Origin of the sequence: Acinetobacter sp. H1(2024) (assembly GCF_046557555.1) — a bacterium.
Classification (GTDB): domain Bacteria; phylum Pseudomonadota; class Gammaproteobacteria; order Pseudomonadales; family Moraxellaceae; genus Acinetobacter; species Acinetobacter seifertii.
Map to the genome: position 1 here is coordinate 18155 of NZ_JBKGFO010000005.1, position 13965 is coordinate 32119.

Below are 13965 nucleotides of genomic sequence, written 5' to 3' on the forward strand. Positions count from 1 at the left end.
TGCCTTTTAAGCACACCCATGATGCATAATGTCAAATCGGTAAAAATGACACTACTTACCCAACAGGTCTTTACGACCATGGGGCGTCATACTACCTAGAGAGAAAACTCCATAGGTAATTAATGAATCACAACGCCCTCAATGGCATCATCACTCACCTTATACTCGATTAAAACCGAGCAATTTTTTGCAAATCTTTTTAGAAAAATTAACTATACAATTAACTTTTCTAAAATGACTTTGACCATAAAAATTAAGCACTGATCTAAGATCGTGCCACTTAATTTAATTTCACTAGTATACGCTTTTTTCACCTATAACTTTGTGGCAAATCGTATCATGTTCTTAACGAACGATTGATTTTTTTGACACATACCATCTATAAATTGGCGAAATACATATCCAATTTTATCTATTAATATATGGTGCTTTATATAAAAACCCCTATTTTACCGACTAAAGTATAAGGTGCGTATTATAAAGTTAAAAAAAAACGCACATCAAGGATGTGCGTTTCCTATTTGCGCAGAATTAACCCGCTTGATCTAACAACATGTTACGGATATGACCGATTGCTTTTGTTGGATTCAAACCTTTAGGACATACTGACACACAGTTCATAATACCTTTACAGCGGAATAAGCTGAATGGATCGTCAAGACGAGCCAAACGATCTGCTGTTGCAGTATCACGAGAGTCGATAATAAAACGGTATGCATTCAACAATGCTGAAGGACCCAAGAATTTATCAGGGTTCCACCAGAATGATGGGCATGAAGTTGAACAACATGCACAAAGAATACATTCATACAAACCATTTAAGTGTTCACGCTCTTCAGGAGACTGTAAACGCTCTTTAGGTGGAGCTGGTTGGTTATTGATCAAGAATGGCTGAATTTTGTCATATTGATCATAGAATTGGTTCATATCAACAACCAAATCTTTAATAACTGGCAAACCTGGCAATGGACGAATTACAATTTTCTCAGGTAGGTCGTTTAAATTCCATAAACAAGCCAAACCATTTTTACCATTGATGTTCACACCATCCGAACCACAAATACCTTCACGGCATGAACGACGGAATGTTAACGTTTCGTCTTGAACTTTCAAAGCAAGCAATGCATCAAGCAACATACGGTGCTTATCAGTCAATTCAAGTTTGAAAGTTTGCATGTACGGCGCTTTATCCTTATCAGGATCATAGCGGTAGATTTCGAATGTACGAGTACCTCTACTCATCTTTATACTCCTGATTAGAATGTACGTGGTGCTGGTGGAATTGCATCAACAGTTAACGGCTTGAAGCGCACTGGCTTATATTCCAAACGGTTATCTGATGAATACCATAAAGTATGTTTCATCCACTCATCATCACGGCGACCGTATGAATAAGTTGGGTGATCAGCTGGTAATTCATAATCAACTACCGTATGCGCACCACGACATTCTTTACGCGCAGCAGCTGAAATTAATGTAGCTTTTGCAACTTCATATAAGTTTTCAACTTCAAGCGCTTCAACACGCGCAGTGTTAAATACTTTAGATTTATCTTTCAAGTGAATGTTACGTACACGTGGTTCAAGAGCAAGAATCTCTTTAACACCTTTATCAAGTAAAGCTTGAGTACGGAATACACCCGCGTGATCTTGAACGATATCACGAATTGCATCAGCAACTTCTTGAGCATTTTCACCAGTAGTTGAGTCATCCAACTTACGCACGCGCTCTAAAGTTTGCTCTAATACGTTTGTTGGAAGCGGTGCATATTCATCACCATGGTGCTTAGTTACGTAGTCGATAATGTGCTCACCAGCAGCTTTACCAAATACAACCAAGTCAAGAAGTGAGTTAGTACCTAAACGGTTTGCACCATGAACTGATACGCAAGAACATTCACCAATTGCATAGAAACCTTTTACAGGTTTAGTGTAGTTATCTGTACCAGGTTCTGGTAAGCACACTTGACCATGCATATTCGTAGGAATACCACCCATTTGGTAATGGATTGTTGGTACTACTGGAATTGGTTCTTTAGTAATGTCTACGTTTGCGAATTTTTTACCAATCTCAAATACAGATGGTAAACGCTTCATGATTGTGTCAGCACCCAAGTGAGTCATATCAAGCAAGATATAATCACCTTTTGGACCACAACCACGACCTTCTTTAATTTCTTGGTCCATAGAGCGTGATACGAAGTCACGTGGAGCCAAGTCTTTTAAAGTCGGTGCATAACGTTCCATGAACGGTTCGCCGTCTTTGTTACGAAGGATTGCACCTTCACCACGACAACCTTCAGTTAACAATACGCCTGCGCCCGCAACACCTGTAGGGTGGAACTGCCAGAATTCCATATCTTGTAATGGAATACCAGCACGAGCAGCCATACCAAGACCGTCACCAGTGTTGATATAAGCGTTTGTTGATGCACGGTAAACACGACCAGCACCACCAGTTGCAAACAATGTTGCTTTAGCTTGGAATACTGCGATGTTGCCAGTTTCTTGGTCAATTGCAGTTACACCGAGTACATCACCTGCTTCGTTACGGATCAAATCAAGAGCGATCCATTCAACGAAGAATTGAGTACCCATTTTCACGTTGCTTTGATAAAGCGTGTGTAATAATGCGTGACCAGTACGGTCAGCAGCAGCACAAGCACGTGGAACTGGTTTATCACCATAGTTCGCAGAGTGACCACCGAACGGACGTTGGTAAATTGTACCATCGGCGTTACGGTCAAACGGCATACCCATGTGTTCTAGTTCATATACAACTTTTGGCGCTTCACGACACATAAACTCAATTGCGTCTTGGTCACCTAACCAGTCAGAACCTTTTACTGTGTCGTAAAAGTGGAAATGCCAGTTATCTTCTTGCATGTTACCTAACGACGCACCGATACCGCCTTGAGCAGCAACTGTATGTGAACGTGTTGGGAAAACTTTAGTAAGTACTGCAACTTTCAAACCTGCTTGAGCAAGTTGGTAAGATGCACGCATACCAGAACCACCACCACCAACGATAACAGCATCGAAAGTAAGGTTTTGAATATTTGAATAATCTTCTTTAGGGGTTATCGCGCCCATGATATCTTCCTATCAATTCGCCCAGAAAATCTGGATACCCCAGATTGCGTACACAAACACTGCAATAATGACAGCCGTAGTCAGTACAAGGCGTAAACCTTTCGCTGAAGGACCCATTTGACGAGTAGTGACGTAGTCAGTGAAAACCTGCCACATACCAATCCATGCGTGTGCGATAAGCGACAAAATTGCCAATAAAGAAAAAATCTTCATCGGTAATGTCATCATGAAGCCAGCCCATTGTTGATAGTCAAATCCGCCTTTGCAGAGAATCCAACCCAAAAGAACAACAGTATAAGCTGCCAATACTACAGCACTTACACGCTGGATAAACCAATCACGAGAACCTGAACCTGTTAAACCTGTAGCACTTTTCATTAGAACATAATCCATACAAAGGCTGCGATAATGGCTACCACAGATAAGATCAATGAAATTGTCGCTGCAATACGACCGCTTTGCAGTTCTTCAGCAAAACCTAGATCTGCAAGCAAATGCTTAACCCCAGCAATAAAGTGGAAAATTAAGCCGGCTACAAATACCCACACGACAAAACGTACAAGGATATTTCCGAAAACGACATTTTTAACGTAGTCAAATCCTTCTGGCGAAGATAATGATTTATCTAAAATCCATAATAGAACTGGTACTAATAAGAAAACGATGACACCTGATAAACGGTGTAAAATTGATGCAATAGCCACGGGTGAGCGTAAATTTACCGCTAACACCTGACCCATGGACAAATTGACAGGTCTGTTGCTTTTCACAGCGGGCATCCTGTAGGTAGAAACTCCGACCGGAGTTTGTTGAATTAATTCCAAGGAAAGCTGGCATTGTTAGGCAAGCACAGCTCATGCCTAACCTATAAACGACACTGAATTATAAAACGCGAAATATCAAAATACAAACAATCCACTTTGCCTTTTCCGCAAAAACTCATTAAATAAGAATCATTCACACAACTAAACAGCAATCCTCCCTGTACAAAAGTTAAAATTAAACAAAACATGTGCTTGTTTAATCTCATCTTTTATAAAAAAAATCTTTTCTACTGCTTTATTTAAAATAAGTGCGTTTTAGACTAAAGATAAAGTTAATAATTCATCAAGTCTAATCAAAAGGATAAACCAAAATTGCGCTTACACCCTAATTTTAATGACTTTATTTTAAAAATAATTAACACCCTTTTTATATTAAAAGCAATAAAGAGCCACTTGACTCTTAACAATGAGCACTATTTTTACAAAAAGTGAGTTTTAATTTATCCAACATGATCAACAAGCTATTTTTTAAACAATTAAACTTAAAAAAAGTACAACTTTTGGAATTATCAAATGGTGATAATTAGGTTATTTTTGAATCACAATTTAAAATTACAGACTGAGTTTTATGATTTTTTTAAGCAAATTGGCATTTTATAACCAGTTCTGAGTCTAATTTTTTATTTATAAATTTGCTTACAATTGTACTCACCCTTCATTTTTTTTCTGCACGTTCTTATTGAATTGACTTATGATACCATCCCGATGCAGTGATTTTACTGACTTTTTTGCTCGGGTCTTAATGACTAACTCTCTGTGGGAACGTCATTTTTTATCCATAAGTATAATTGACAAAATTTCAGTACTCACTAATCTTATAGCAAATTTTGACACCGTCTGATTCGCACATGAGAAAATTAGGATTTCGAGTCAGATAATCATTCACCAGGACAGGAGATCTATTGAATGTCTGAAGCAAATGGCAAAAAAGCCGTATTACATCTTGATGGCAAAGAAATTGGATTACCAATCTACAGTGGCACTTTAGGTCCAGATGTAATTGATGTGAGCAGCATACTGAAAGAAGGTCATTTTACTTTCGATCCTGGTTTTATGGCGACAGCCGCATGCGAATCTAAAATTACTTTCATTGATGGTGACAAAGGTATTTTATTACACCGTGGTTACCCGATTGACCAACTAGCAACTCAAGCAGACTATCTTGAAACTTGTTATTTATTATTAAATGGCGAGCTCCCAACTGCTGAACAAAAAGTTGAGTTTGATACGAAAGTTCGTGCTCACACTATGGTTCACGATCAAGTTAGCCGTTTCTTCAATGGTTTCCGTCGTGATGCTCACCCTATGGCAATCATGGTTGGTGTTGTTGGTGCATTATCTGCGTTCTATCACAACAATCTTGACATCGAAGACATTAACCACCGTGAAATCACTGCAATTCGTTTAATTGCAAAAATTCCAACACTTGCTGCTTGGAGTTATAAATACACAGTAGGTCAACCATTCATCTATCCACGTAACGATTTAAGTTATGCGGAAAACTTCTTACACATGATGTTTGCTACTCCTGCTGACCGTGATTACAAAGTTAATCCTGTTCTTGCTCGTGCAATGGATCGTATTTTCACGCTTCATGCTGACCATGAACAAAACGCGTCTACTTCTACAGTTCGTCTTGCTGGTTCTACTGGTGCAAACCCGTATGCATGTATCTCTGCTGGTATCTCTGCTCTTTGGGGACCTGCTCACGGTGGTGCTAACGAAGCAGTTCTTAAGATGCTTGATGAAATCGGTAGCGTTGAAAACGTTGCAGAATTCATGGAAAAAGTTAAGCGCAAAGAAGTTAAACTTATGGGCTTCGGTCACCGCGTTTACAAAAACTTCGACCCACGTGCTAAAGTCATGAAACAAACTTGTGACGAAGTACTTGAAGCTTTAGGTATCAATGATCCTCAATTAGCACTTGCTATGGAACTTGAGCGCATTGCACTAAATGACCCGTACTTTGTTGAGCGTAAACTTTACCCTAACGTAGACTTCTACTCTGGTATCATCCTTAAAGCGATTGGTATTCCAACAGAAATGTTTACTGTAATCTTCGCTCTTGCACGTACAGTTGGTTGGATCAGCCACTGGTTAGAAATGCACAGCGGCCCTTACAAAATTGGTCGTCCACGTCAGCTTTACACTGGTGAAGTTCAACGTGACATCAAGCGTTAATATTCGAAAGAACATTAATGTAAAAAAGCTGCCTCTTGGCAGCTTTTTTATAAATAAGTTTTTTAAAAAATTATTCTTCTTCAAACATATTTAACAAATGATGACTAATACCATCAGCTCTTAACCAAGCCAATTCATAACTTGCTTTAGCCAAAGCCAAGACGCGTCTTTCAAATTCATCCCAAATTGTTTTAACTTGAGAATCTAAAATACCCAAACCACTTTCTGAGGCAAGATGTTTATTTTTCTCACAGATTTTTAAGGCATGATAAAGCTTACGGCCTTTACTCGCCCCTTCCATCAAACGAACACGCTTACTTAGAATAAAACCCTCGACATGCTGGAGATTTGCATGAGGCAGCATAGGTACCAAGATTTGGTTCAATTGATCATCTAAGCGCTTCCAGACAGCCAAACGCTGCTCTGCTGTATAAGTATTCCATTGAATGACTTCATGGTTAAAACGGCGACAACCACGACATACCTGATCACCAAAAACTGTTGAACAACGCCCTGCACATGGGGTGAGAGAGAGCGTTCGATGATCATTACTCAAAACAGACTCCTTAAATAAACCATATACTTTTTATGGTTTTCTCGCTTATTACTCATTTTCGCGCTAAAATATGCGCCTTAAATTTCTATCTTAATACATTTGGAGTTTTCCATGAACGCTACTGTAGAACAGCTTGCACCTGTAGAACAGCAAGCGACCGCTGGTTGGGTTGTTGCAGCACTATATCAATTTAAAGAAGTTCAAGATCCTGCTGATCTTCAACAACGTCTTTTAGACTTAGTGAAAACAATCAACCTTTGTGGAACTCTAATTGTAGCAGGCGAAGGAATTAATGGTACCGTGGCTGGGGACCGTGAGGCAATTGATAAAATCCATCAATTTTTGTTAAACGAAGGTTTTAAAGCGATGGAATATAAAGAGTCCCATAGCTCCGACAAACCGTTCCGTAAAATGAAAATTAAACTTAAAAAAGAAATTGTAACTTTAGGCGTAGAAGTAAAACCTCGCGATTTAGTTGGTCACTATCTTGATCCTAAAGAATGGAATGATTTAATTGCACGTGATGATGTTATTCTAATCGATACACGTAATGATTATGAATATAAGGCTGGTACCTTTAAAGGTGCGATCGATCCTAAAACAGAAACATTCCGTGAGTTTCCAGAGTATGTTAAAAAAGAGTTAGAACAGCACAAAGACAAAAAAATTGCGATGTTCTGTACTGGCGGTATTCGTTGTGAGAAATCAACATCTTTACTTCTTCAAGAAGGATTTACAGAGGTTTACCACTTAAAAGGCGGTATTCTTAAATACTTAGAAGAAACTCCAGCAGATGAAAGCCTTTGGGAAGGTGAATGTTTCGTATTTGATGGACGTACTGCTGTAACTCATGGTGTTGAAGAAGGTGCAAACATTAAATGTCATGCTTGTGGCTGGCCTTTAACTCCAGAAGAGTCTGCTCTACCAAGCTATGAACATGGTGTTTCATGCGTGTATTGCATCGACAAAACAACTGAAAAACAAAAAGCTGGCTTCCGTATGCGCCAATCACAAATTGCCGCAGCTAAACGCAAACGCTTATAATTAAAAAAGGGCATCAAATGATGCCCTTTTTTTTTAATTTACTTATAAAGCTCCATTAGCTTTTTAAACTCTGGGCTAGCACAATTCATTGAAGGCACTGTTGGAGACTTTCCAACAACACCCCTCAACTTCCCATCACCAGAAAAGTCTAATCCAATCTGACTATAAGTATTTATATCTGTGTAAGGCCCTGTATTAATTATAAGATCTACAATTTCTAGTTCACCTTCATCAAAAGTGAAGTCCATGCCATCCTCTTGTTCTTTATCTAATAATGCTGATACTGTTTGATTCCCTTTAGTTAAACTTACTTTATTGCCTTGTTTAACTAAAATACATTTTTCATCAGAATCAGTAGCAACTAAATTACTTTCTGAAAAATCATCAATAACCTTCTCAGAGCATTTATTATATTGTTCCATATTTTCTGTTTTCGGAAGTGCTTGGCAAGCATCTTTATTAAAGCCAAAAACTTTTGCTACACTATTATTTAGAAATTCTATTTTCTCAGGTATTTGAGATAAATTTCCATCTTTAATTAACATTAACAGTGCATCATAGTCTTTAATATTTCCATTATTCTTAATAGTTTCCAACAACTCTTGAATAGCTTGAGGAATAGGCTTATTTGCTTTCATCTCAGTATTAAATAGATCTATATCATTATTAATACCGTATCCCTTTTTAATAAGTTCAGCTACCAAAGCAGAATTTGCCGAATTTAACTTTTCTTTAGTTATACTTCCAGATTGATACCACGTTACAGGAACCTGGTTACTTGCATAAGCAACAACCATATCCGTAAGCGGGTTAATATTTACACTTCCCTCATGGTCGATATAACTATGATAAGTTTGCCCATTAGCTTTCACCTCTAAACGACAAGGAAATTTACTGGTGTCTATTTCCCCTTGCCATTGTCCTTGTGCATTAACAATTACATTATCTTTAAAACCAAACCCATCTTTACAAATTGCTGTTACATTTGCCCCATTTAAAGCAGAAGTTGAAAATGCAGTACCAGAGATTACTTTATAAGCAACTTGATTTTGGGTCGATTGTGCAATTTTTTCTTCACTGACACTTTTGCTATTTTCATTACCACAGGCTACAAGTAATATTACTGAGAGTACGCCAGTAATTTTAAAAATTATTTTCATATTAAATCACGTTATTAAAGCATTAAAGATTTTCATATCACCAATAAAAATATTCATGGCGAAATAAATTAATTTTTTGATTAAGAAATTGATATCAAAAAATTTGCACGTGATTATATAGAAATAAAATTAATGTCAAAATATTATATTTTATTGTGTATTAAAAATAATTAAAACATAAAAAACGCCCTAGAAAGGACGTTATTTATTATTTCTTCTAATAAATTAATTTGGAGTGTGATACATCAAATATAATTCATTCAAATTATCTGGAATTTCTTCTGCCAGTTCATCCATTAACTGTCCATTGCGACGGAAAGATTCCATCTGTGGATCTTCTTCATCAATTCCGCTAAAAACCATGATCGGTAAAGTTAAATCAACCAATTGTTCTTCATACTCAGGAGCAAACCATGCTTCTTCGTTTAAGAACATTGCATCAACAAACCCAACACTCCAATCGCCTAGACTTGACTCAACATCCGCTTCCTCAACTTCAAATGGAAATTCAATTCCATTTTCATTTGCTAAATCTTGACGAATCGACTCTAACCAAAGTTTGATTTGCTGAATGATCTCTGCAGGAACCTTTTTATGGTTACTATCAAATAATTCATCTAACCAACGGTCAAATTGAGGACCTACTGCAATTGCACACAAAAAACCATGAGTTGCAGCAAAGTCTAGACCATACTCATTGTGGTCTCCATCTAGATATTCACTTAACTGGTCTAAATCTAATGCACTCATTGTGTTACCTGACTTTAAAAGAAATTGACGATAGCATAGCACTTAAGCCGACGATGCCCTATTTAGTTTTGATCAGTCTTCATCATCAAGATCATCATCGTCTAAATCATAATCGAAATCTTTTAACTCACGCTCTAAACGACGCTGTGCCAATAGATCATCAATTAATCTACGTTTTTCCAACGATTCTTTTGCACTGATTTTGCCTGATGACTCATCAAAACCGACATCATCATCATCGCCGTAGTTATCATCTAGTTCAAAATCTGTAGAAGACACTAAAACTACCTCATAATGAAAAAATGTGAATGGGTCTAGCCGCTATTTATCTTTCTTACTTTTCCTTGTCAAGTTTTATTTATATTTTTTTCATTTAATTGCTCATTTGTACTGTTTTTCACCCAAAAAATTGTGTATTTATAAAACACCATAATCTTTCGATAAGCGAAGATTTATACAAATTTTTCTACGATTTAAACTTGAAAAAAATGATTTTAGCCCAATATTCAAAAAATAGTCGTGAATTCAAAGATATTTTTTATTTAACGGTCATCGATCAAAGCCAAAACATTTCAAGCAAATTGTGCTATCATGCACGGTTTTTCACTGCCACAGATTCAACAAAGAGTAAGCAAAGATGAGCGATATGCATTCCCCTACTTCTCAAGTAGCGGCTCTGATTAGCCGAGGCAAAGAACAAGGTTACTTAACTTACGCTGAGGTTAACGATCATCTGCCGGACTCGATTACTGAAAGCGAACAGATTGAAGACATTATTCAGATGCTTCAAGACGTTGGTATTCCTGTACACGAGCGTGCACCTGAATCTGACGATACTATGTTCGGTGAGTCAACTGACACAGCAGATGAAGTTGCTGAAGAAGAAGCTGCTGCCGTACTTGCATCGGTTGAAAATGAGCCTGGACGTACGACAGACCCTGTACGTATGTACATGCGTGAAATGGGTACAGTAGAACTATTAACCCGTGAAGGTGAAATCAGCATTGCCAAACGTATTGAAGAAGGGATTCGTGATGTCCTGAATTCAATTGCTTACTGGCCAAATGCGGTTGAAGTTGTATTAAAAGAATATAATGATTTTTTAACTGGCGAACGTCGTCTTGCAGATATTTTATCTGGTTACCTCGATCCTGAAACTGATGAAGATATTCCTGAAGTTTTGGAAGACGTTGAGGAACTTGAGGAAGAAGACGAATCATCTTCAAAATCAACAAAAGAAGTTAAGCTTGATGATGACGATGAGGAAGAAGAATCTGAAGGTGATGATGACTCTGAAGGTGATTCAGGTCCAGACCCAGAAGTTGCAAAAGTTCGTTTTACTGAATTAGAAGCAGCATGGACTCAAACAAAAGCTATTATTGAAAAACATGGCCGTAATAGCCGTGAAGCAAATGAAGCACTTGAGTCTTTGGCAACTGTATTCATGATGTTTAAATTTACTCCACGTTTATTTGACATCATTTCAGAAATGATTCGTGGAACTCACGAACAAATCCGTGCTAATGAACGTGAAATTATGCGTTATGCAGTACGTCGTGGTCGTATGGATCGTACTCAATTCCGTACATCTTTCCCAAAACAAGAATCTAATCCAGCTTGGTTAGATGAACAAATTGCTAAAGCTCCTGCTGAAATTAAGGCCCATTTAGAAAAAGTTCGCCCAGATGTTCTAGCATTCCAGCAAAAGATTGCAGATATTGAGAAAGAACTTAATTTAAGCGTTGCTGAAATTAAAGATATTTCTAAACGTATGGCGATTGGTGAAGCCAAAGCTCGTCGTGCTAAAAAAGAAATGGTAGAAGCTAACCTTCGTTTGGTAATTTCGATTGCGAAGAAATACACCAACCGTGGTCTACAGTTCCTTGACTTGATTCAAGAAGGGAACATTGGTTTGATGAAAGCTGTAGACAAGTTTGAATACCGTCGCGGTTATAAATTCTCGACTTATGCAACTTGGTGGATTCGTCAGGCAATTACCCGCTCTATCGCAGACCAAGCACGTACAATTCGTATTCCTGTACATATGATTGAAACGATTAACAAGATTAACCGTGTTTCTCGTCAGTTATTGCAGGAAATGGGCCGTGAACCTACTCCAGAAGAGTTAGGTGAACGTTTGGAAATGGATGAAGTTAAAGTTCGTAAAGTTCTTAAAATTGCTAAAGAACCTATTTCAATGGAAACTCCAATCGGTGATGATGAAGATTCGCATCTTGGGGACTTTATTGAAGACCAGAACATCACCTCTCCAATTGATGCTGCGACTTCAGAAGGCTTAAAAGAAGCAACTCGTGAAGTTCTAGAAAACTTAACTGAACGTGAAGCTAAAGTATTGAAAATGCGTTTTGGTATCGATATGCCAACTGACCATACTTTAGAAGAAGTTGGTAAACAGTTTGATGTAACGCGTGAACGTATTCGTCAAATCGAGGCGAAAGCATTACGTAAATTACGTCACCCTTCTCGTTCTGAACACTTGCGTTCTTTCTTAGAGAATGACTAAGTTCTGAAATCTTGAAATTTCGGCACTAGTCCCCATTTAATAGAAAGAGCTACAAACGCCTGCGATGATGCAGGCGTTTCACATGATGAGGTTACTTATGTTAGACCGCACTCCATCTCGCGAACTCCGTGAAGACCTTTGGGTATTTCCAATGGACTATCCAATTAAACTGATTGGCGATGCGGGTGAAGAATTACGTATAGCTGTAGTTGATATTCTAGTGAAACATTTTCCTGACTTTGACCAATCAACGTTAAAAGTACAAGAATCTCGTACAGGCAAATACCATTCATTAACCGCACAATTACGTTTTGATGAATTGGAACAAGTTCATGCTTTGTATGCAGACTTGGCTGCTTGCCCGCAGATCAGAACTGCACTTTAATTTTAAGATGCCATGACAAATTTCGTGTCATGGCATTTTTATTTCTATCAAGCTTATTATAAATAATTACAAATATTTAGAATCGTTTAAGCAAAATACTTTAAACTCATCAAGAGCATATTTTCACAACCTAAAAGTGAAGTTGCTCTTCTGTTAAGTACATCGCACAGGAAAATGTTTAATGAGCCTTGATAAACCCACTTTGATTATTCGTCAGTGGAACGATTTACAAGATTATCAAAGCAAATTCGAATTGATGAAAAACCTGACCAATCAACGTGATGAAAATACACCCGACGAGCTGTGGTTACTCCAGCATCATGAAGTTCTAACTCAAGGTCAGGCAGGAAAACCTGAGCATATTCTAATTCCATCTAACATTCCTGTGGTTCAAACTGACCGTGGTGGGCAAGTGACATGGCATGGACCTGGTCAACTCGTTGCTTACTTCATGTTTGATCTTAATCGTCTGAAGTGGAATGTGCGTACATTAGTCAGTTTTGCTGAACAATTTATGATAGATGTTTTAAAGAAATATAATATTGAAGCATATGCAAAACCTGATGCTCCAGGTGTATATGTAAATGACAGAAAAATAGGTTCCTTAGGTTTCAAAATTCGTCGTGGTCGTAGTTATCATGGTCTAGCCTTAAACCTAGACTGCGCATTAACTGGTTTTCAAACAATTAACCCATGCGGTTATGCTGGTTTAGAAATGGTTCGCATACAAGATTTGGTGACTCCATATCCATCATTTGAACAACTTTGTCAGGACTTTATTGAGTATATTAAGACATCTGGTCACTTTAATGACCCTGAAGTCAAAATTGAATAAATGATTTTGAGATGGAATAAAAATATATTAGAGTAATTACTCTAAATTTGCTTTTGCATAATTTTAAGAAGGGATAGCAAGTGATTTCGACAAAAGCTGTAAAGCCCACTCTGCAACTTGCCTACGTTAAGCTCATGATGGACGTTGTTGGTCGAGGCTTAGTCATGGCAAGTCAGGTTGATAGTGAAATACAAGAGGAAGTGTCTAAATTTCCTGTTCACTTTGTACTTTCAATGAATGTTTTCCCAAATGGACCAGCATTTTTTGCACGAGTGACAGAAAATAAACAATTAGAACTGCTGAAAAGAGCGGAAAAAAAGCCTGATTTAACCATTACGTTTAAGCATGTAACTCATGCTTTTTTGGTGTTCTCTTTTCAGGAAAGTACCGCTCAAGCATTTGCAAATGACCGCATGATTGCTGATGGCGATGTATCCGCAGCAATTCGTTTAGTGCGCTGCCTAAATAAAATGGAATCTCTCATTTTACCGAAATTGGTAGCGTCACTTGCAGTTAAAGAATATCCAACCGAACTCACCCTAAAAGAAAAATTCAACGAAGCTGCAAATATTTACTTAAAAGTAGCTAAGTCTTACTTCAAGCGGAGCGCATAA

Annotated in this window: 14 protein-coding genes and 1 pseudogene; 6 read left to right on the forward strand and 9 right to left on the reverse strand. The window is 37.8% G+C overall.

What is annotated here, in order from left to right; translation table 11 throughout:
* Positions 1-119 precede the first annotated feature (119 nt).
* From ACLCEG_RS13800 to sdhC, 5 genes and pseudogenes are all read right to left on the reverse strand, one after another.
* Positions 120-248 (reverse strand): annotated as a pseudogene (locus ACLCEG_RS13800) (hypothetical protein).
* 283 nt (positions 249-531) lie between these two features.
* Positions 532-1242, reverse strand: coding sequence for a succinate dehydrogenase iron-sulfur subunit (locus ACLCEG_RS13805; RefSeq protein WP_004705893.1), 711 nt, complete (start codon positions 1240-1242; stop codon positions 532-534).
* A 14-nt stretch (positions 1243-1256) separates the two neighbouring features.
* Positions 1257-3092, reverse strand: coding sequence for a succinate dehydrogenase flavoprotein subunit (gene sdhA / locus ACLCEG_RS13810; RefSeq protein WP_039250058.1), 1836 nt, complete (start codon positions 3090-3092; stop codon positions 1257-1259).
* A gap of 12 nt (positions 3093-3104) precedes the next feature.
* Complete coding sequence (gene sdhD / locus ACLCEG_RS13815) at positions 3105-3470, reverse strand: succinate dehydrogenase, hydrophobic membrane anchor protein (RefSeq protein ID WP_003655454.1); 366 nt, start codon at positions 3468-3470, stop codon at positions 3105-3107.
* Positions 3470-3871, reverse strand: coding sequence for a succinate dehydrogenase, cytochrome b556 subunit (gene sdhC / locus ACLCEG_RS13820; RefSeq protein ID WP_001984863.1), 402 nt, complete (start codon positions 3869-3871; stop codon positions 3470-3472). The genes sdhD and sdhC overlap by 1 nt, the downstream gene beginning before the upstream one ends.
* A 951-nt stretch (positions 3872-4822) precedes the next feature.
* Between sdhC and gltA the strand changes: the two genes are divergently transcribed.
* The gene (gene gltA / locus ACLCEG_RS13825) at positions 4823-6097 is read left to right on the forward strand and encodes a citrate synthase (RefSeq protein ID WP_004705890.1); all 1275 of its coding nucleotides are present in this window, start codon (positions 4823-4825) and stop codon (positions 6095-6097) included.
* Between the two features lie 70 nt (positions 6098-6167).
* Here the strand turns inward: gltA and ACLCEG_RS13830 are convergent, their stop codons facing one another.
* On the reverse strand, positions 6168-6653 hold the full coding sequence (locus tag ACLCEG_RS13830) for a DUF1289 domain-containing protein (RefSeq protein WP_004705889.1): 486 nt from the start codon (positions 6651-6653) through the stop codon (positions 6168-6170).
* A gap of 111 nt (positions 6654-6764) precedes the next feature.
* Here ACLCEG_RS13830 and ACLCEG_RS13835 point away from each other — a divergent pair, with 111 nt between their 5' ends.
* On the forward strand, positions 6765-7697 hold the full coding sequence (locus tag ACLCEG_RS13835; RefSeq protein WP_004705888.1) for a rhodanese-related sulfurtransferase: 933 nt from the start codon (positions 6765-6767) through the stop codon (positions 7695-7697).
* A gap of 38 nt (positions 7698-7735) precedes the next feature.
* On the opposite strand, the gene ACLCEG_RS13840 is transcribed toward ACLCEG_RS13835, so the two are convergent.
* The 3 genes from ACLCEG_RS13840 to ACLCEG_RS13850 all read right to left on the reverse strand — a co-directional run bounded on the left by ACLCEG_RS13840 (position 7736) and on the right by ACLCEG_RS13850 (position 9886).
* Positions 7736-8857, reverse strand: a complete 1122-nt coding sequence (locus ACLCEG_RS13840; protein WP_410567927.1) for a hypothetical protein — start codon at positions 8855-8857, stop codon at positions 7736-7738.
* Between the two features lie 225 nt (positions 8858-9082).
* Positions 9083-9607 carry a YecA family protein gene (locus tag ACLCEG_RS13845; protein WP_019457182.1) on the reverse strand — a complete coding sequence of 175 codons (525 nt, stop codon included), beginning with the start codon at positions 9605-9607 and terminating at the stop codon, positions 9083-9085.
* Positions 9608-9679: 72 nt separating this feature from the next.
* Positions 9680-9886 carry a PA3496 family putative envelope integrity protein gene (locus ACLCEG_RS13850; RefSeq protein ID WP_000099358.1) on the reverse strand — a complete coding sequence of 69 codons (207 nt, stop codon included), beginning with the start codon at positions 9884-9886 and terminating at the stop codon, positions 9680-9682.
* Positions 9887-10244: 358 nt separating this feature from the next.
* On the opposite strand from ACLCEG_RS13850, the gene rpoD reads away from it, so the two are divergent.
* The 4 genes from rpoD to ACLCEG_RS13870 all read left to right on the forward strand — a co-directional run bounded on the left by rpoD (position 10245) and on the right by ACLCEG_RS13870 (position 13965).
* On the forward strand, positions 10245-12131 hold the full coding sequence (gene rpoD, locus ACLCEG_RS13855; RefSeq protein ID WP_004705884.1) for an RNA polymerase sigma factor RpoD: 1887 nt from the start codon (positions 10245-10247) through the stop codon (positions 12129-12131).
* Between the two features lie 97 nt (positions 12132-12228).
* Entirely contained in the window at positions 12229-12516 is a 288-nt protein-coding gene (locus tag ACLCEG_RS13860; protein WP_002051390.1) for a YbeD family protein, read from the forward strand.
* Between the two features lie 181 nt (positions 12517-12697).
* A complete protein-coding gene (lipB, locus tag ACLCEG_RS13865; RefSeq protein ID WP_004705883.1) occupies positions 12698-13351 on the forward strand; it encodes a lipoyl(octanoyl) transferase LipB in 654 nt (217 codons plus the stop codon).
* A gap of 80 nt (positions 13352-13431) precedes the next feature.
* A complete protein-coding gene (locus ACLCEG_RS13870; RefSeq protein ID WP_002051257.1) occupies positions 13432-13965 on the forward strand; it encodes a hypothetical protein in 534 nt (177 codons plus the stop codon).

What these genes read in the sequence shown, in the direction of transcription:
- ACLCEG_RS13805 (WP_004705893.1), bottom strand. Translation starts at nt 1,242, where the DNA reads ATGAGTAGAGGTACTCGTACATTCGAAATCTACCGCTATGATCCTGAT.
- sdhA (WP_039250058.1), bottom strand. Translation starts at nt 3,092, where the DNA reads ATGGGCGCGATAACCCCTAAAGAAGATTATTCAAATATTCAAAACCTT.
- sdhD (WP_003655454.1), bottom strand. Translation starts at nt 3,470, where the DNA reads ATGAAAAGTGCTACAGGTTTAACAGGTTCAGGTTCTCGTGATTGGTTT.
- sdhC (WP_001984863.1), bottom strand. Translation starts at nt 3,871, where the DNA reads ATGCCCGCTGTGAAAAGCAACAGACCTGTCAATTTGTCCATGGGTCAG.
- gltA (WP_004705890.1), top strand. Translation starts at nt 4,823, where the DNA reads ATGTCTGAAGCAAATGGCAAAAAAGCCGTATTACATCTTGATGGCAAA.
- ACLCEG_RS13835 (WP_004705888.1), top strand. Translation starts at nt 6,765, where the DNA reads ATGAACGCTACTGTAGAACAGCTTGCACCTGTAGAACAGCAAGCGACC.
- ACLCEG_RS13840 (WP_410567927.1), bottom strand. Translation starts at nt 8,857, where the DNA reads ATGAAAATAATTTTTAAAATTACTGGCGTACTCTCAGTAATATTACTT.
- ACLCEG_RS13845 (WP_019457182.1), bottom strand. Translation starts at nt 9,607, where the DNA reads ATGAGTGCATTAGATTTAGACCAGTTAAGTGAATATCTAGATGGAGAC.
- rpoD (WP_004705884.1), top strand. Translation starts at nt 10,245, where the DNA reads ATGAGCGATATGCATTCCCCTACTTCTCAAGTAGCGGCTCTGATTAGC.
- ACLCEG_RS13860 (WP_002051390.1), top strand. Translation starts at nt 12,229, where the DNA reads ATGTTAGACCGCACTCCATCTCGCGAACTCCGTGAAGACCTTTGGGTA.
- lipB (WP_004705883.1), top strand. Translation starts at nt 12,698, where the DNA reads ATGAGCCTTGATAAACCCACTTTGATTATTCGTCAGTGGAACGATTTA.